The 18,169-nt window shown below is 58.1% G+C and carries 15 protein-coding genes; 11 read left to right on the top strand and 4 right to left on the bottom strand.

From position 1 onward, the window contains the following. Window positions 1-243: 243 nt before the first annotated feature. A complete protein-coding gene (locus GTQ41_RS09540; protein ID WP_047291365.1) occupies window positions 244-930 on the bottom strand; it encodes a thioesterase II family protein in 687 nt (228 codons plus the stop codon). A 180-nt stretch (window positions 931-1,110) separates the two neighbouring features. Here GTQ41_RS09540 and GTQ41_RS09535 point away from each other — a divergent pair, with 180 nt between their 5' ends. Continuing rightward, a complete protein-coding gene (locus tag GTQ41_RS09535; protein ID WP_047291353.1) occupies window positions 1,111-2,244 on the top strand; it encodes a cupin-like domain-containing protein in 1,134 nt (377 codons plus the stop codon). A gap of 183 nt (window positions 2,245-2,427) precedes the next feature. On the opposite strand, the gene GTQ41_RS09530 is transcribed toward GTQ41_RS09535, so the two are convergent. Then, on the bottom strand, window positions 2,428-3,600 hold the full coding sequence (locus tag GTQ41_RS09530; RefSeq protein ID WP_047291351.1) for an MFS transporter: 1,173 nt from the start codon (window positions 3,598-3,600) through the stop codon (window positions 2,428-2,430). Window positions 3,601-3,933: 333 nt separating this feature from the next. On the opposite strand from GTQ41_RS09530, the gene GTQ41_RS09525 reads away from it, so the two are divergent. From GTQ41_RS09525 to GTQ41_RS09505, 5 genes are all read left to right on the top strand, one after another. Beyond that, window positions 3,934-5,481: a family 2 encapsulin nanocompartment cargo protein terpene cyclase gene (locus tag GTQ41_RS09525; RefSeq protein WP_052912703.1), complete on the top strand. Its 1,548-nt coding sequence runs from the start codon at window positions 3,934-3,936 to the stop codon at window positions 5,479-5,481. A gap of 87 nt (window positions 5,482-5,568) precedes the next feature. After that, window positions 5,569-6,369 carry a glucose 1-dehydrogenase gene (locus tag GTQ41_RS09520; RefSeq protein WP_047291349.1) on the top strand — a complete coding sequence of 267 codons (801 nt, stop codon included), beginning with the start codon at window positions 5,569-5,571 and terminating at the stop codon, window positions 6,367-6,369. Then, window positions 6,362-8,188, top strand: a complete 1,827-nt coding sequence (locus tag GTQ41_RS09515; RefSeq protein WP_047291347.1) for a glycoside hydrolase family 15 protein — start codon at window positions 6,362-6,364, stop codon at window positions 8,186-8,188. The genes GTQ41_RS09520 and GTQ41_RS09515 overlap by 8 nt, the downstream gene beginning before the upstream one ends. 390 nt (window positions 8,189-8,578) lie before the next feature. After that, window positions 8,579-8,968 (top strand): hypothetical protein, encoded by a 390-nt coding sequence (locus GTQ41_RS09510; RefSeq protein WP_047291345.1) that lies wholly within the window; start codon window positions 8,579-8,581, stop codon window positions 8,966-8,968. A gap of 172 nt (window positions 8,969-9,140) precedes the next feature. After that, window positions 9,141-10,034: an alpha/beta fold hydrolase gene (locus GTQ41_RS09505; RefSeq protein ID WP_047291343.1), complete on the top strand. Its 894-nt coding sequence runs from the start codon at window positions 9,141-9,143 to the stop codon at window positions 10,032-10,034. Here GTQ41_RS09505 and GTQ41_RS09500 read toward each other — a convergent pair. Beyond that, window positions 10,003-10,986 carry a GlxA family transcriptional regulator gene (locus tag GTQ41_RS09500; protein WP_047291340.1) on the bottom strand — a complete coding sequence of 328 codons (984 nt, stop codon included), beginning with the start codon at window positions 10,984-10,986 and terminating at the stop codon, window positions 10,003-10,005. The genes GTQ41_RS09505 and GTQ41_RS09500 overlap by 32 nt on opposite strands. 88 nt (window positions 10,987-11,074) lie before the next feature. Here GTQ41_RS09500 and inhA point away from each other — a divergent pair, with 88 nt between their 5' ends. The 3 genes from inhA (at window position 11,075) to GTQ41_RS09485 (ending at window position 14,452) form a co-directional block, all read left to right on the top strand. Continuing rightward, a complete protein-coding gene (gene inhA, locus GTQ41_RS09495) occupies window positions 11,075-11,761 on the top strand; it encodes an isonitrile hydratase (RefSeq protein ID WP_047291338.1) in 687 nt (228 codons plus the stop codon). A gap of 231 nt (window positions 11,762-11,992) precedes the next feature. Then, the gene (locus GTQ41_RS09490; protein ID WP_047291336.1) at window positions 11,993-12,784 is read left to right on the top strand and encodes a CPBP family intramembrane glutamic endopeptidase; all 792 of its coding nucleotides are present in this window, start codon (window positions 11,993-11,995) and stop codon (window positions 12,782-12,784) included. A 102-nt stretch (window positions 12,785-12,886) separates the two neighbouring features. Beyond that, a complete protein-coding gene (locus tag GTQ41_RS09485; RefSeq protein WP_003223402.1) occupies window positions 12,887-14,452 on the top strand; it encodes a PAS domain-containing methyl-accepting chemotaxis protein in 1,566 nt (521 codons plus the stop codon). 75 nt (window positions 14,453-14,527) lie between these two features. On the opposite strand, the gene GTQ41_RS09480 is transcribed toward GTQ41_RS09485, so the two are convergent. Next, on the bottom strand, window positions 14,528-14,887 hold the full coding sequence (locus GTQ41_RS09480; RefSeq protein WP_047291334.1) for a hypothetical protein: 360 nt from the start codon (window positions 14,885-14,887) through the stop codon (window positions 14,528-14,530). Window positions 14,888-15,357: 470 nt separating this feature from the next. Between GTQ41_RS09480 and GTQ41_RS09475 the strand changes: the two genes are divergently transcribed. Then, a complete protein-coding gene (locus tag GTQ41_RS09475) occupies window positions 15,358-15,558 on the top strand; it encodes a hypothetical protein (protein ID WP_047291332.1) in 201 nt (66 codons plus the stop codon). 904 nt (window positions 15,559-16,462) lie between these two features. Then, window positions 16,463-18,007, top strand: a complete 1,545-nt coding sequence (locus GTQ41_RS09470; RefSeq protein ID WP_080963237.1) for an endonuclease NucS domain-containing protein — start codon at window positions 16,463-16,465, stop codon at window positions 18,005-18,007. Window positions 18,008-18,169: the final 162 nt, after the last annotated feature.

Raw genomic sequence — 18,169 nt, 5'->3', positions numbered from 1 at the left:
TTCTCAGCATCCGGATCAGTAGGCAGGAAGCACAAAGGCACGTCGTCCCTATAAAACGAATGCAGACCGGAAAAATTAGCGAATGAGAACAAGTGTCAGGCGGGAGGTAGAGCAGGGAATTTCAGATCTGCGAAATACCCTGTGGGAGCGAGCTTGCTCGCGAAAGCGGCATGTCTGCCAATACAGATGTTGACTGATATTGCGTCTTCGCGAGCAAGCTCGCTCCCACAGGTTCTACGGCGTTCAGGCGATTGCGGCCATGATATGCCGGCGATGATGTCCTTCCAGTTGATCCTTGATCACCTTCAGCACTTTGGCTTCATGCTCATGAATGAAAAAGTGCCCGCCGGCGAGCATGTCCACCGAAAAGCTGCCGCGGGTTTCCTTGCTCCAGCCGATCAGTTGCTCGGTGGTCGCGCGATCCGCCTTGCCGCCCAGCACATGCACCGGGCAGTTGAGCAACGGCCGTTGCAACGGTTCAAATTTGCCGCAGAGCAGGAAGTCGGCGCGCAGGATCGGCAGGGTCAGGCTCATCAGCTCGGCATTGGCCAATACCTCTTCACTGGTGCCGTTGAGTGTGCGCAATTGATCGATCAGTTCGGCGTCGGTTTTCGGCTCGGCAAAACCGCGATCGTAATCGGCGCGCATCGTCGGCGCCGCCGTGCCCGAGGCAAACAGCGCCACCGGTTCCGGACAGCCCAATGCGCGCAGCGCGTGAGCGATTTCGCAGGCCAGCAGCGCGCCCAGGCTATGGCCGAACACCGCATACGGCGCCTTGAGATTGGGCCGCAATTCCTTGGCCAGTTGCATCGCCAGCGCACGCATATCCGTGTGCAGCGGCTCGTCGAAACGCGCACCGCGCCCCGGCAGTTCCACCGGTTGCAATTGCAACCATTGCGGCAGTTTAGGCCGCCAGCGGCTATAGACCATGGCGCTGGCGCCGGAGTACGGCAGGCACAGCAGGGTCAGCTTGTTCACCCGGCTTTCCTCGAAAAATGTGTCTGTAGTGAGAAACGGATTACGCCCTCGGCAAATTAGTCGCGCGCCGGTAAATCGCGCCTACAGGCGCTCGTTAACTGTTCAGGCCAAAACCAATAACGAGGATTCACCGTGGACCTGCAGAGCATCCTGGGCAAGTTGTTCGCCAACGCCGGTGCCGTCGGCATCGAAGGCGTTTTCCAATTCGTGTTTGGCCCGCAGCAGGCCTACTGGTCGGAGGTCAAGGCCAGCAGTCGCACCGCGCCCGGACGCCACCCCAGCCCCGACGTGACCATTGAAGTCGCCGAGAGCGATTTTCTCGGGATCATGGGCGGCCGGGTCAATGTCGAAGAACTGTTCGCCAGCGGCCGTCTGAAAATCGGCGGCAACATGGGCCTGGCGACGCTGCTGCCGCAGATCATCGAGCACGCGATGCACGGTGGCGCCGTGGCGCAAAAAATCGACATGAACAAGCGCTACCCGACCCCACCGCGCTTCAGTGAACAACTCACCGCCGGGTTACCGGTCCAGACCCGCGTCGAGCGTGTTGCCCGCAGTGAGTTGTCGGTCAGCGAATTCAAAAGCCAATACTTGCCCAACGGCATCCCGGTGGTGATCAGCAATGCCCTGCAGGACTGGCCGCTGTTCAAGCTCAGTCGTGAAGAGTCGCTGGTGCATTTCGCCGAATTGCAGGGCATCACCCGCCACGGCGATTACGTGAAGAAGACCTTTTCCACCGAACGTGATTTCCGCTCGACGTCGATGGCCGAGTTCATTGCCTCACTCGACCAACCGGCAGTCAAACGGGCTGACGGCGAACCGCCAGCCTACATGGGCAACAACATCCTGCCGGCGCAATTGCTGCAGCAGATCAAGTACCCGCCCTACTTCGATGCCTCGCTGTTCATCCCGCCTCGGATCTGGATCGGCCCCAAAGGCACGCTGACGCCGCTGCATCGCGACGACACCGATAATTTGTTCGCGCAGGTCTGGGGCCAGAAGCAGTTCACCCTCGCCGCCCCACATCACCGCGAAGCACTGGGCACCTGGTCGACGGCGCCAAAGGGTGGCCTGGATGGCTGCGACTTCAACCCCGACGCGCCGGACTATGAGCGCTTTCCCGCAGCACGCGATGTGACGTTCCTGCGCGTGACGCTGGAAGCCGGGGATCTGCTGTTTTTGCCGGAGGGCTGGTTCCATCAGGTGGAGTCGGTGTCAACGTCACTGTCGGTGAATTTCTGGGTGAATTCGGGACGGGGTTGGTGACCGACACCACCAAACGCCTGAAGGTATCGATAACTGTGGCGAGGGAGTTTGCTCCCGCTGGACTGCGAAGCGGTCCCAAGCTCTGAGTCTCAATGATTTCTGAAATCTGGCCGACTGGCTTGCGATTGCTGCGCAATCGAGCGGGAGCAAGCTCCCTCACCCCAACAGCTCATCAATGCCGGCTTATTTCAGGTGCCGATAGCTCTGAAACGCCGACGCCAACACCACCGCCCCCGCCACAATCGCCAGCCAGAAACCGCTACGCGCGCCAAACGCGTCCACCAGCGCGCCGGAGCCGGCGGCGCCAATCGCCACGCCGATACTCAATCCGGTCACCAGCCAGGTCAGCCCTTCAGTCAGTTTGGCTGGCGGCACAATACGCTCGATCAACGCCATGGCAACAATCAGCGTCGGCGAAAAGAACAATCCCGCGACAAACACTGCCAGCGACAAGCTGACAATATTGCTCGCCAGCAACAACGGCAGCGTGGTCACCGCCGTCGCCACGCCGCCGTACAGAAACAGCCTCGGCAACGGCAGTGTCGAACGCATCGCGCCGAAAGCGATACCCGCCAGACACGAACCGATGGCGTACACCGACAACACGATGCTCGCCGCCGCCGGCTGGCCCTGCTGCTGGGCGAAGGCGACGCTGACCACATCGACCACGCCAACGATGATGCCCATGGCGAGCATCAGCGCCAGCAGCCATTGCACGTCGGTCGAGCGAATGATCGAACCTTGCTGCTGTGATTCCTGCGGGTGCACCGCCGGCTCGGTGCTGCGCTGGGCGACAAACGCGGTCACCCCGATTGCCAGCGCCAGCAGCGCGGCCAACGGCCCGGCCTCGGGAAACGCCACCACGCACAAGCCCACTGACAGTGGCGGGCCAACGATGAAACAAACCTCATCGAGTACCGATTCCAGCGCATAGGCGGTCTGCAATTGCGGCTGGCCACGATAGATCTCGGTCCAGCGTGCGCGCACCATCGCCGACATGCTCGGCATGCACCCGGCCAGCGCGGCGAAGATGAACAACGTCCAGGTCGGCGCCTGCAAACGCGTGCACAACAGCAACATCAACAGCGCCCCGCCACCGATCAACGCCGACAGCGGCAGCACGTTGCCCTGGCCGTAACGATCCACCAGCCGCGAGACCTGCGGTGCACAAAACGCCGTGGCCAGGGCAAACGTCGCCGCCACTGCACCGGCCAGTGCGTACCCGCCCTTGAGTTGCGAGAGCATGGTGATCACGCCGATGCCGGTCATGGAAATCGGCATGCGCGCGATCATCCCGGCCAGAACAAAGGCACGGGCGCCGGGGGCGGTGAATAATTCGCGGTAGGGGTTTGCCATGGGTACAGCCTCATCAGGGGCCGCCAAGTTGCCATAAAGGTTGATGAGCGTGGAAGCGGGGAATTGTTGGTGGAATGTGAAGGCGCGAAACTCGACACCTTGCGATTCCAGGCACTCTCCGAGGATCTCTCCCCAAGACCAATGGCATTGCCGCCGACGTCTGGAATCACATAACCAATAATCGAAAATCGCGCACACCTGTCAGGTTTTACAGGTGCCTTTGCATGCGATTGCAGTTCTCATGAGGCCTTGACTCAATGGCATACCGCTCCTGAATGAACGGGCAACTGCTCTTGAGCCTATCCCGTAGCGCACGCGCCAAGGAGCCTTGCCATGGAAGAACAGCTTATTCTGGTATCGCCCAAGGATCGCCAGACCGGTGTAGCCTCAAAGATGGAAGTGCATCACCAGGGACTGCGCCATCGCGCATTTTCGATTCTGCTCTTTGACTCACAAGGTCGGATGCTGATGCAGCAATGCGCGTTGGGCAAATATCATTCTGGCGGATTATGGACCAACACGTGCTGCGGGCATCCTCGACCTGGCGAACGCACGGCCGCCGCAGCCCTGCGCCGACTGCAGGAGGAAATGGGCACGACGTGCAAACTGCAGAAAGTCGCCTCGATGCTCTATTACGAGCAAATGTCCAATCAACTGATCGAGCATGAATTTGACCACGTGTTTGCCGGCCTCAGCCAGCTCGATCCGGTAGCCAATCCGGAGGAAGTCGAAAGTTGGGAGTGGCTGTCGCTGGAGGAGATCACCGAACGGATCGAACAGACACCCGAGCAGTTCACGATCTGGTTTCGCCGGATGTTCGAGCAGTTCGGGACAGGGGGTGTAAGGCAATGGTTCGAGGCCGCCCGCGATGCGTCAGCGGCACGATCAATGCCTGATGCTTTTGGGAAAAACGCAAGATCACCCTGGGCCGTCCCGCCGTTGTATTGTCCGGCGCCGTTCCGGATTGATACGGCGCTGGCCGAGGCTGTCGAAGATCGGCTTATGCCATGGATCAAGGAGGTCGGCATATTTGCGGGACAACTCGAAAAGGTCCGCGCCATGGGGTTCGGTCGCTTCGCCATGCTTTGCCATACCGACACTCACGATCCCGATCGCCTGCTGCTTTCGGCACAGTGCATCGCCGCCCTGTTTGCCGTGGATGATTACTACTGCGATGACGAGCGAACCGGCTCCGAACCGCGCCTGGTAGGGCCCCGACTTTCGCTGGCGCTGGCCGCACTGGAGCCGGCGCACCTGCCCTCTCGCTTTCGTTGCGGTCTTGATCAGGCGCTGAACAGTGACCCGGTACTGGTTGCGCTTCGCGCCTATATGGACCGCGTTCAGGCATTCGCATCTTCCGTACAAGTGGCCAGGGTACGCCACGAAATCATCGCCATGTTTGTCACCATGACTGCCGAAGCGGCCTGGCGTCTGGAAGGATTGACCCCACCCATCTGGGAATACCTCGCGCAACGCCAGACCAACAGTTTTCTACCCTGCATGTCATTGATCGACGTGATCGGCGGATACGAACTGCCAGCACACATTTATAGCGCCCCTGCGGTGCGGCGCGTGACCACGCTGGCCGCCAGCGCCACGATCGTCGCCAACGATCTGTATTCCGCACACAAGGAAAATCAGACCGCAATCGGCGATTTCAATCTGCCGCTGTTACTGGCTCGCGAACACAATTGCACGCCCCGACAAGCGATGATCAAGTGTGCGCACGTTCATGACGAAATCGTGCACCTGTATGAAGCGGCGGAACAAGCCGTGCTGCCGGATGCATCGCCGCTGCTGCAGCGTTTTCTGACCGGCATAAAAAGCTGGGTCTCCGGCAGTCTTGAATGGCACCGGCACAGTGGCCGCTATCACGTCTGAATGTGTCGATCTTTTCATGCATGCGGATGAACTCTCGCAGCTCGCCATGGGTCAGCTGACTGAGCCCTTAACCCAGGCATTTCGAGCATGCAGATTTCCCTCGCCCGCCAAGTAGCACTGGTCACCGGCGCCAGCTCCGGCATTGGCTATGCCGCCGCCAAAGCGCTGGCCGCTGCCGGCGCCGCCGTCGTCATCAATTACCACAGCCAAGCCGAACCTGCTCAAGCGCTGGCGCAGCAAATCATCGCCGACGGCGGTCAGGCACTGGCCATCGGCGCCGATATTTCCAAGGAAGATGAAGTCGAACGGCTGTTCGCCGAGACCCTCGAGGCCTTTGGTGCGCTGGACATTCTGGTGGCCAATTCCGGCCTGCAAAAGGATGCCGCGGCGGTGGACATGACTCTGGAAGACTGGAACACGGTGATCGGCGTCAACCTCACCGGGCAGTTTCTCTGCGCCCGTGCCGCGCTGCGGATTTTCAACCGTCAGGGCGTGCGTGAAGGCGTGTCCCGCGCGGCCGGCAAGATCATTCACATGAGTTCGGTGCATCAGCGCATTCCGTGGGCCGGGCATGTCAACTATGCGGCGTCCAAGGGCGGCGTCGATCAGTTGATGCAGACCCTCGCCCAGGAAGTCAGCCAGCAGCGCATTCGCATCAACGGCATCGCGCCGGGGGCGATTCGCACGGCGATCAATCAGCAAGCCACCGAAGGCGCCGCCGCTGACAAACTGCTGGAGCTGATTCCCTACGGGCGCATCGGCGACGTCGAGGACATCGCCAACGCGGTGGTGTTTCTCGCTTCCGACGCCGCCGACTACATCGTCGGCACCACCCTGTTCATCGACGGCGGCATGAGTCTTTATCCGGAGTTTCGCGGCAATGGCTGAGCATCATTCTGAACGACAAAGCCCGATTGACGCCCACGGCATCATCGGCGACCTGCGCAGTGCCGCGCTGGTCAACGACAAGGGCAGCGTGGATTTTTTCTGCTGGCCGGAATTCGACAGCCCGTCGATCTTCTGTTCGCTGCTCGATACCCCAGAAGCGGGGATTTTCCAGCTCGCCCCGGACTTGCCCGATGCGCGGCGCGAGCAAATCTATCTGCCGGACACCAACGTTCTGCAGACCCGCTGGCTCAGCGAACAGGCCGTTGTGGAAATCACCGACCTGCTGCCGATCGGCGACAGCGTCGATGATCTGCCGCTGCTGATGCGCCGGGTGCGCGTGGTCAGCGGTGAAGCGACGTTTCACATGCGCTGCGCGGTGCGCCATGACTACGCGCGCGCCAACACCCGGGCGCAGATGGATGAACAATCGGTGATTTTCAGCGCCGAGGGTCAGCCGTCGTTGCGGCTGGTGGCGGATCAGGCGTTGCGCATTGATGGCGAATCGGCCGTTGCTTCCTTCAGTTTGCAACAGAATCAACACGCCGAGTTCGTCCTCGGTGGCGCCGACGATCCGCGCTTCAAGGATGACGGTGCGAAAATGTGCCTGGAGCGCACGCTGAAGTTCTGGCGCGACTGGATCGGCCAGTCCAACTACCGCGGGCGCTGGCGGGAGATGGTCAATCGTTCGGCCCTGGCGCTCAAGCTGCTGACCTCGCGCAAGCACGGCGCGATTCTCGCCGCCGCCACGTTCGGCCTGCCGGAAACCCCCGGCGGCGAGCGCAACTGGGACTACCGCTACACCTGGATCCGCGACGCCTCGTTCACCGTCTACGCGTTCATGCGCCTGGGCTTTGTCGATGAGGCCAACGCCTACATGGGCTGGCTGCGCGGACGGGTCAGCGATTGCCATGGTCATTCAACCAAACTCAATATCCTGTATGCCATCGACGGTCGCCAGCAACTGCCGGAAACCGAACTCTCGCACCTCTGCGGCCATGGCGGCGCGCAACCGGTGCGCATCGGCAATGGCGCGTATGACCAGATTCAACTCGACATCTTCGGCGAGCTGATGGACGCGGTGTACCTGGTCAACAAATACGGCGACGCGATTTCCCACCAAGGCTGGAAACACGTGCGCGAAGTGGTTGATCAGGTGTGTGAGACCTGGCAGACCAAGGATGTCGGCATTTGGGAAATGCGCGGTGAGCAGCATCACTTCTTGCACTCGCGACTGATGTGCTGGGTGGCCCTGGACCGGGCGATACGGCTCGCTTCAAAACGCTCGCTGCCGGCGCCGTTCGCCCAGTGGGATCAGACTCGCCAGGCGATCTATGCTGACATCTGGGACAACTTCTGGGACGAGGAGCGCGGGCATTTCGTCCAGTACAAGGGCGGCACCGCGCTCGACGGTTCGATGCTGCTGATGCCGCTGGTGCGCTTCGTCAGCGCCAAGGACCCGCGCTGGCTGTCGACCCTTGAAGCGATCGAAAAGACGCTGGTGCGCGACGGCATGGTTTACCGCTATCGCAATGATGACGCCAACATCGACGGCTTGACCGGCACCGAAGGCGCCTTTGCCGCCTGCTCGTTCTGGTACGTCGAATGCCTGGCCCGGGCCGGTCAGGTGGAAAAGGCGCATCTGGAGTTCGAACAACTGCTGCGTTATGCGAACCCGCTAGGGTTATACGCCGAAGAGTTCGACAGCCATGGCCGGCACCTGGGCAACACCCCGCAGGCGCTGACGCATCTGGCGTTGATCAGTGCGGCGAGTTTTCTTGATCGGCGTTTGAGTGGGGAAAAGGGTGAGTGGCAGCCGTAATTTCGCCAGTATCTGTAGGAAATATGCCGCATCAGCACGCTTCGCTGGGCTAACCCCTACACAGAAATAAACAGATCAGATCTCCTGTGGTGAGGGGATTTATCCCCGATGGGCTGCGCAGCGGCCCCGCTCTTTGCCTGCTTATTTGTTCAGCAGTACCGCATTGCATGGCTTTGCGACTGCTGCGCAGTCGATCGGGGATAAATCCCCTCGCCACAGTTTGGGTAATTTGTTCCTGCTTCTTGTAAACAACACCCAGGCAAATCCCTCCCCCGCAACCTGCACTTACACCCTGAAATACCCTGTTGCCAGCTGTTACATCCCCCCCTACCATCCACCGCAACGGGCACAGCGGAGCTGTCCAATAAAACCCGAATTCAAGGAACCAGAATGACCCAGCACGTCCACCGCCCCATCGCCACGCCCCTGCGCACCGGCCTGACCCGCACCCAACTCTGGGAAGCCGCCGACAAAGGCCTGATCAAGTGCTGGGAAATCGGCCGCCAGCGCGCCAGCCGCTTCCCCGACCTTGCGCAACAATGCCTCGCCGGCGAACTGCCGGTACTCGGCTGGAAAGGTGGCGTCAGCCGCAGCCTGAAGAAAAACGAGAAATACGGCTCGCTGAAATACCTCGCTCAGTGGCAGGGCTTGCGGGGCGAGGATCTGGATATTGATCTGGCTGAAGAGCGCTCGCTGACCTGCTCACGGACAAAGATGCGGGTGACGTTTACCCCGGATCGGACGAAGTATTTCAATCAGGTGGCGGAAGCCGAGGCTTAAGAAGCAACGCCGACAAGTGACGCTTCCCCTGTGGCGAGGGAGCTTGCTCCCGCAGGCCTGCGCAGCAGTGCATTTAAGTATGGGGTCGCTTCGCAACCCGGCGGGAGCAAGCTCCCTCGCCACAACGGAATGGTCTAGTGTTGCCTGACGCCCAATTGCTGTGGAGTCTGCCGTGTCTGACATTCAACGCATACTGACACCGAACCTGACCGTTGCCTTTGAACAGCACGGCCCGTCCAACGGCGACGCGGTCGTATTGCTGCATGGCTTCCCCTACTCGCCCAGGGCGTACGATGAAATCACCCCCGCCCTCGCCGCCCACGGTTATCGGGTGATCGTCCCTTATCTGCGCGGTTACGGGCCGACCCGCTTCAACCACCCCGAAACACTGCGCTCCGGCCAGCAAGCAGCCCTCGCCCAGGATTTGCTGGAGTTGATGAACGCACTGGGTATCGAACACGCCACGCTTTGCGGTTACGACTGGGGCGGTCGGGCAGCGTGCATCGTTGCGGCGTTGTTTCCCGAGCGGGTGCGCGGGTTGGTGACGGGGGATGGCTATAACGTGCAGGACATCGCCAATTCGACCCGGCCTCTGGATCCCGAGACCGAGCACCGTTATTGGTACCAGTACTATTTCCACACGCCTCGAGGCGTCGCGGGCCTGACGCAAAACCGGCGGGCGCTATGTGAATTGCTCTGGAGCTTGTGGTCACCGACCTGGACACGCAACGCCGAACGTTATCCGCTGAGCGCTCCGGCCTTCGATAACCCGGACTTCGTGGACGTGGTGATTCATTCCTACCGTCATCGCTTCATGTACGCCGCAGGCGATCCGGCACTGCAATGGATGGAAGACGCGTTGATCAGACAACCGCCGATCAGCGTGCCGACTATCTCCCTGTGCGGTGCCGACGACGGGGTCGGTCCGGCGCCGGAAGTCGATGAAGACATTGCGCACTTCACCGGGCTGTACGAAAGGCGCGTGCTGCCCGGTGTCGGCCACAACATTCCCGAAGAGGCGCCCCAGCAAACCCTCAAGGCATTACTGGATCTGCTCCAGCACTGACCGAAAACCGCTCCCGATACGCCTGCGGCGTCACGCCCATGGTCCGCAGAAAACTGCGGCGCAAGGTTTCTTCACTGCCAAACCCGCAATTGGCGGCGATGCGTTTCACCGGCAGCCCGGTGTCGCTGAGCAGACGCCGCGCGGTTTCGACGCGGATCAGTTCGATGGCGCGGGCCGGGGTCTGGCCGGTGTCGGCGCGGTAGTGGCGGACGAAACTGCGTTCGCTCATGCCAGCCTGTTCGGCCAGGGTCGGGACGCCGAGGTCGCAGGTGAGGTTTTCGGCGATCCAGGCGTGCAAATCATCGAAACGGTTGCCTTGTTTTTGCAGTGATAACGTCACGCTGAATTGCGACTGCCCGCCCGGACGCTTGAGGAACACCACCAATTGTCGGGCGACGTCCAGGGCCATGTCGCGACCGAGGTCGTCTTCGACCATGGCCAGCGCGAGGTCGATGCCGGCGGTGACGCCCGCCGAGGTCCAGACCGGGCCGTCGTTGATGAAGATCGGATTGGGCTCGACTTGCAATTGCGGGTGCTGCCGCGCCAGTTGTTCGCAGCGTGTCCAGTGGGTGACGACCCGGCGACCGTCGAGCCAGCCGCTGGCCGCCAGCAGAAACGCGCCGGTGCAGACCGAGGCAACCCGCCGGCATCCACCGGCATGTTCACGCACCCAGCTCACCAATTCAGCGTCTTCGGCAGCCGCGTAAACACCCCAGCCACCGGCGATGATCAGGGTATCGCTGGGCTGCTTCGGCAGCGGCTCGGCCAGCATCGCCAACCCGGCGGAAGCGTTCACCGCGCCGCCGCCGCTGGCGATGACTGTTGGCGCGTACGGCGCAGGCAAACCCTGCTGGCGGGCGATATCGTTGGCCGAGGCGAATACTTGCAACGGGCCCGTAACATCGAGCAATTGCACATTGGCGAACGCGAGAACGTGGATGGTTTTCGACATTTGGCGTAATTCGTGGGCTGATTGGCGTATGCGCCAAAACCTACGCGCCTACAGTGAAGCCGTCTACCCCTTTTCACGGAGAAGAATCATGGCGTTGCAGATCGGTTTTCTGTTGTTTCCACAGGTGCAGCAACTCGACCTGACCGGCCCCTATGATGTGCTGGCCTCGTTGCCGGACGTGCAGGTGCATCTGGTCTGGAAGGATCTGGTCCCGGTCACCGCCAGCACCGGGCTGGTGCTGAAACCGACCACAACCTTCGAGGACTGCCCGGATCTGGATGTGATCTGCGTACCCGGCGGCGCCGGGGTCGGGCCGTTGATGGAGGATGAACAGACGCTGGGGTTCATCAAGCGTCAGGCGGCGCAGGCCAGGTATGTGACGTCGGTGTGCACCGGTTCGCTGGTGCTGGGCGCGGCGGGACTGCTGCAAGGCAAACGCGCCACCACGCACTGGGCTTATCACGAGCTGCTGCCAAAACTCGGCGCAATTGCGGTGCAGGACCGGGTGGTGCGCGACGGCAATCTGTTTACCGGTGGCGGGATTACCGCAGGCATCGACTTTGCGCTGGTGCTGGCGGCTGAACTGGTGGGGGCCGAGGCGGCGCAGTTGATTCAGTTGCAACTGGAATATGCGCCGGCGCCGCCGTTCAGCTCCGGAAGCCCGGAGACGGCGCCGAGTGCAGTTGTTGAAGAAGCCCGCAAGCGTGCAGCTCCGTCGTTGAAGTTGCGCACTGAAATCACCGAGCGCGCGGCGGTGAAATTGAACCTGCGCTGATCTTTCAGCCTTGCACGAATCCCTGTGGGAGCTGGCTTGCCAGCGATGGCGGTACATCAGGCGATGAAGATGTCGGCTGTACAAGCCTCATCGCTGGCAAGCCAGCTCCCACATTTTTTTGCGTCAGCCACAGGTCTGCATGTTGTCCCGGTTTCTCGCCTCAACTTCACTTGTACCCTCGCCCCCACCCGTGTAGAAAGCCAGTCCACGAATCGTGCACAAGGACTTTCCATGACAGCTTTGCCATGGCTCTATCTCGGACTTCTCAGCCTCGGTTATGGACTGGCGCTGAGCTTTGGCCAACTCGGCTGGCTGGCGCTGATCTCCTTCGGACTGTTGCTGGTGGCCGGTTTCGCCGTGCGCCAACAACAGGTGCCGGTGGCGCGCCTATTGGGGCATGCCGTGTTCATCTTCCTCGCGCTGTCGCTGGCGCTGCACTGGTTGCCAGGATTCGCCAACGGCCGGGCCATCGCCCCGCTGCGTTTCACCGACAACGCCGTGCCGTTTTCGATGTACCTGAATCTGGACAAACCCCTGATCGGCTTCTGGCTGTTGCTCGCCTGCCCGTGGATTGTCGCGGCACGCTCGCTGCGTCTGACAGTGTTCGCCAGCGTCCTAGGGCTGACGTTGAGCGCCGTAATGGCGCTGGGTGGAGCGCTTCTGTTCGGCATGATTGCCTGGGCGCCGAAGTGGCCCGATCAGGCGTGGCTGTGGCTGCTGAACAATCTGCTGTTGGTGACGCTGGTCGAGGAAGCGCTGTTTCGCGGCTATATACAGGGCGGTTTGAGCCGGCTGTTCAAGCACCTGCCTTACGGCGAAAACCTCGCCCTGCTGCTGGCCTCGCTGATCTTTGCCCTGGCGCATGTGGGCGCAGGCTGGCACTGGGTGCTGCTGGCAGGTCTGGCGGGGGTCGGCTATGGTCTGGCCTACCGTTTTGGTGGGCTGGCGGCGGCGATCGCCACGCATTTCGGGCTTAACCTGCTGCATTTTGCGCTGTTCACCTATCCGATGCTGGCCGGTTGAAGCAAGGGCGGTTTTGCGACGCCGTACTTATATCTGAAAAAAAACTTCAATAATTTCCTGTCAGCGCCGACAACCTTTCAAAGCCTTGCGGATTGAAAAACCATGCGTAACAACCAGCCCATTACACAACGCGAACGGACTTTCCCGGCTCAGCAGCGGTTGATTTCCACAACCGACGCCAAGGGCGTGATCACCTACTGCAACGACGCTTTCGTCGAAATCAGCGGGTTTTCGCGTGAAGAACTGATCCGTGCGCCGCACAACCTGGTCCGTCATCCTGACGTGCCGGCCGCGGTGTTTTCGCACATGTGGGGCACACTGAAACAAGGCTTGCCATGGATGGGCATTGTCAAGAATCGCTGCAAATCCGGTGACCATTACTGGGTGAACGCCTATGTGACACCGGTGTTCGACGGTAATCAGGTGGTCGGTTACGAGTCGGTGCGGATCAAACCCACCGCCGAACAGATCCGCCGTGCCGAAGCGCTCTACCAACGCATCAACCAGGGCAAGTCGGCGATCCCTTCCAGCGACAAATGGCTGCCGGTGCTGCAGGACTGGCTGCCGTTCATTCTGGTCAGCCAGCTGAGCTTCGTGATCGGCGCGACGCTGAACTCGCACTGGGGCTTTGCCCTCGCGGCCGGTTTGTCGGTACCACTGGGCCTGATGGGCCTGCAATGGCAGCAACGCGGGCTCAAGCGCCTGCTGCGCCTGGCCGAGCAGACCACCTCCGACCCGCTGATCGCGCAGATGTACACCGACAGCCGTGGCGCGCAGGCGCGTCTGGAAATGTCGATCCTCAGCCAGGAAGCGCGCCTGAAAACCTGCCTGACCCGTCTGCAGGACACCGCCGAGCACCTGACCGATCAGGCCAAACAGTCCGACGCCCTGGCGCACAACAGCTCCAGCGGTCTGGAGCGCCAGCGCGTGGAAACCGAACAGGTCGCCACCGCCGTCAACCAGATGGCCGCCACCACCCAGGAAGTGGCCAGCCACGTACAGCGCACTGCTGACGCGACGCAAGAAGCCAACCGCCTGACCGGTCGCGGTCGCGACATCGCCGGGGAAACCCGCGAAGCCATCCAGCGCCTGTCGGTTGTCGTCGGGGAAACCGGCCTGACCGTCACCCAATTGGCCAAGGACAGCGACGAAATCGGCGGCGTGGTCGACGTGATCAAAGGCATCGCCGACCAGACCAACCTGCTCGCGCTCAACGCTGCGATTGAAGCCGCACGTGCCGGCGAGATGGGCCGTGGTTTTGCTGTGGTCGCCGACGAAGTCCGCCAACTGGCACAACGCACCAGCGAATCCACCGGGCAGATCCACGCCCTGATCGCCAAGCTGCAGCAGACTGCATCCAGCGCTGTGCAAACCATGGAAGCCGGCCATCGCCAGGCGGAAGAAGGTGTCGCGCGGGTACTGGAAGCGGATCAGGCCCTGGTAGGCATCAGCGAAGCGGTGGCCAACATCACCGACATGACCACCCAGATCGCCGCCGCGACCGAAGAGCAAAGTGCCGTGGCTGAAGAGATCAGCCGCAACATCAGCAACATTTCGGAACTGGCGGACCAGACCTCGGAACAGGCGCATAACTCGGCGCTGTTGAGTGAAGAGCTGACGAAGACGGCTAATACGCAGTATTCGTTGGTGGAGCGGTTTAACCGCTGATTGGATTGGTAATAAAGAAACCCCGGACAGCGAAAGCTTCCGGGGTTTTTGTTTGTTGATTCCTACGATTGACGACTATTGCGGCAACCGAAGCTTGTCCAGCAGCCGATTCACCAGCAACTCGTTCAACATGATCAGCTGTTGCAGCGCCAGCAGCGGTTTGCGCTCCGGGCCTTTTACCGAGTTGGCGATATTGCCGGCCATGGCGTTGGCTGACGACAGCGATTCGCAGGCTTCGACGAGCAGTGTTTCGTCATCGAGCGTGGGATCGACCATGTAGATGGGGCGGGCCTTGGGTGGGAAGTACTTCGGGATTTCGGGGCCGAGATAAAAGTCGAGTGCGCGGTCGGCGGCTTCTTTTGTCTTTTGGGACTCTAGCGCGGGGTCGTTGGAGGTTGGATCGGTTTCTGGCGGATTGGGTGTGGCTTTGAACATGAATAAAACTCCAATTCGAAAAAATAGGAGCCATCACCCTCGCTACCAAACGGCGGGTGGCGGCCATGCGCGGGTTGGTAGACCGGTCGAATTGGGAAACCCGGCGCTCACGAATGAGCCCCACGCATGCCCACCATAAAATGCTGAACCTCAAAAAAGAGACAGCATTGAAGGTGTCGCAATAACCACAACTCGAATCGGGCTACCAAACCCAGTCACTTCTCAGTGACAGGGAAACGATATAGCCCTCTCCAAGCTGCGTAAGCCGGCGGATTCTGGCGTACGCGTAGGCAACGACGCAAGGTGTTGTAGCCCTTATGGCGTAACGGTTCGTGTACTTTAAACGCGCTCGCAAAATTGCGTTTATGCCCTCCCCGACCTACAGCAAAACCGGAATCGACTGACTTGTGCACCAAAGGAGCAGGCCCCATCGTTCGCACTCATTAAGAATTCAAAATCGGGAAACACCAATGACCACCACCAGAAAGAACGACAAAAAACCTGTTCACGATGAACTGAGTTTTCTTGATGTCCGGCAAGCCGTGGTTGATGGACAGAAAGCGTTCGATGAATTTGTGATCTCTGGCGAGTTGCCTGTTGCGGAGCAGCACAATTCGGCATTGCTGAGTTCCCCAGGCTCATTTCTCGCTGGCGGGCGGGTTAACCGTTGATTGGATGGGTGGTAACAAAAAACCGGATGGTGAGAGCTATCCGGTTTTTTTGATTTGGCGTTATTCGCAGCTCTCAACGAATACTGCTGTAAATGGAGCCTGTCCAGCAATCGATTCACCAGCAGCTCGTTCGACACAATCAGCCAAGTAAAATCGGCCGCAATTAACCTAAAACCATCCATGCAAATCGTCACCACCGAACTCGCCAGCCAAACCGAAGAAGACGTAGAACACAATAGTCGCCCCGAATGGCCAGAACTCTCCGATATCACCAGTGAGTACCACACCAACCACGGTCACTGGCCAGGACAGATTTGACAGTTCAGCGAAGCCGGCCCTGCAGCCTCACTACGGCGACGGAGACCGACAATTCGCCATCGTCGGCAGTAACTAACCGTATGCGGCGACGATGCAATTTAGTGGGCGGCAGGTAGATTTTCCGCAACTGAGGGACGATATTCTGGTAGAGCCATATCTACCGATGCAGGCAAAAGGAACATTGCAACCTGAGCCAGAACGACTCCTGCTGAAGCTAAAGCTTGTGTATGCAATACGGACCGTAGCCATCTAATATGAAAAAAGCGGTAGTCGAAGTTCGCGAAAAGGGAGTCATTTTTGATCATCGATCTGTTTTTTGCCGATGAAGCAGAGTGAATCAGGTTCTGCCTTTCGTATAAAATTAGTTTAAAATTCGTTTGTTTCAAACAGAAAAATAAATGATCTATCTTAGATATCCAGAGTGGACGAACGTTAACCAACCTGAAATATTGCGAACTTTTCACACCTCATGAACATCCGCACTCACCTGAGGAGTTTTTATGCATCGACCACCAACAGCTTCTGAAAACCATCTACATCTCAACAAACCCAAGGCATTATCAATAGTAAACAGAGGCAGCAAAAAATGAATAGACTTGAGGAGAGAATCAGGGATTATCTAGCACTAAATCTCAACATCATTGAACCGAACCTAACTATTATCCGCAAGGAGTATAGATTGACAAATGACTTCGGCTCAAACGGAAGCATCGACATACTAGCAAAGGATAACTTTGGCCACTACGTAATAATAGAGATCAAAAGAAGCGATCAAGCTGCTAGAGCAGCTTTGCACGAACTTACAAAATACGTGGCCTTACTTCGATCGTCCTTGGGAATTCCATCTGAAAAAATACGAGCCCTGCTAGTATCAACAGAATGGAACGAGTTATCCATTCCATTTTCCGAGTACCAGAAAATATGCGAAGTCCCTACGACGGGATATACAATATCAGCAACTGACTCTGGCGAGGTTGTTAGCTGCACTATATTCACCCCAATTCATGTAGAACAGGGACTCTCTATCAGCAGACAACAAAGCCTTATACTTTATGAAAATATCGAAAAAAGAAATGATGGAATCAAAATTGTTGCAAAAGCTGCGTGTCATTCACAATTATCAGACTTTGTAATATTGACAGCAGACCACAAAGAAAAAAATAATAAAGTCATCTATCCGTATGGTCTATATTTTGGTTTTTCCTCACCAATTTCAAATCTTGAAAGTGAAGAAGCAAAACGTATCATGCAGACTCTGAACTGGGATGAATACTTAGATGACCCTGATGAAAATTTTCTCTGTGCAATGATGGAGGAAATTCGAGGACATGACACTGTGGAAATAGGCCACCCTGAAAAGCTCAAGCTAATGGAGGAATCTGGATGGTCAATTTCAGTAGCATTTCGCAGTGGTCGCTATCAAAAAAATATTGAGCTTTTATCTGATTACCAGCTTATATCCGAGTTCGCAAAAACTGAAGGAGGAGCTAATTATTACTTACAAAGCACATCCTCACCCAAATACCTACCTAGCTGGAGCAAATTCAAAAATGATGTATTACTGGTACTCATGGGAAGTAAAAAATGGGTATCCTTTTTCAATGCATTAGCGAGTGAGATCGAGGCTGATCCTTCTTACCCCACAGTATCAATCAATATCTACAATCCAGGAAATATATTATTTGGCCTTTGCAAGGCATTTGGAGAAAGAGACTTCAGATACCTACCAAGTTTTCAACTGATCATTTCCGGAGAAAAGCAAACAACCATGTATCTGGGGCAGCTATCTTGGAATGGCGAGATAGTAAACACCAGTGCTCATGAATGGGTGGAGAACTCATACGGTTCACTAGAAGATTTTTTCCTCATGAATGCGTTTGGTGAACAGTTCACGAAGGAAGATTTAGCTTGTAAAAATCTTGGCCTTCAGCACGCCATTTATAAAATAATAAATCCAGGAAGCACCGGCGAGAGCGTATATTCAATCATATTAAAAGGCGGCCTGAATATTTCTAAAGCTCTTCCAAAGGAAGGGCCTCTCACGACAAATGACTTTTACAATTCAAATATGATATTCGGAACGAGATTGGTCACCCTTGTTAAAGGATGTTCCTCGGGGCTCATTGATTAATTCATGTTAGCCCTCACAAATAGAGCACGCACTTTGCCTGCTCTATTAAAACCAGCATGACGGCAATTAGCTGCAACCCCAGCCTGCTATTTGCCCTTGCCGAACCTCGACTTAGATTGAAACACTCCTTTAAGCTTATCCAGTGAAACGTGAATTGAATTC

It is taken from the genome of Pseudomonas sp. AN-B15 (assembly GCF_019056475.1).
Classification (GTDB): Bacteria; Pseudomonadota; Gammaproteobacteria; order Pseudomonadales; family Pseudomonadaceae; genus Aquipseudomonas; species Aquipseudomonas parakoreensis.
This window is presented reverse-complemented; position numbering and strand designations above follow the sequence as displayed.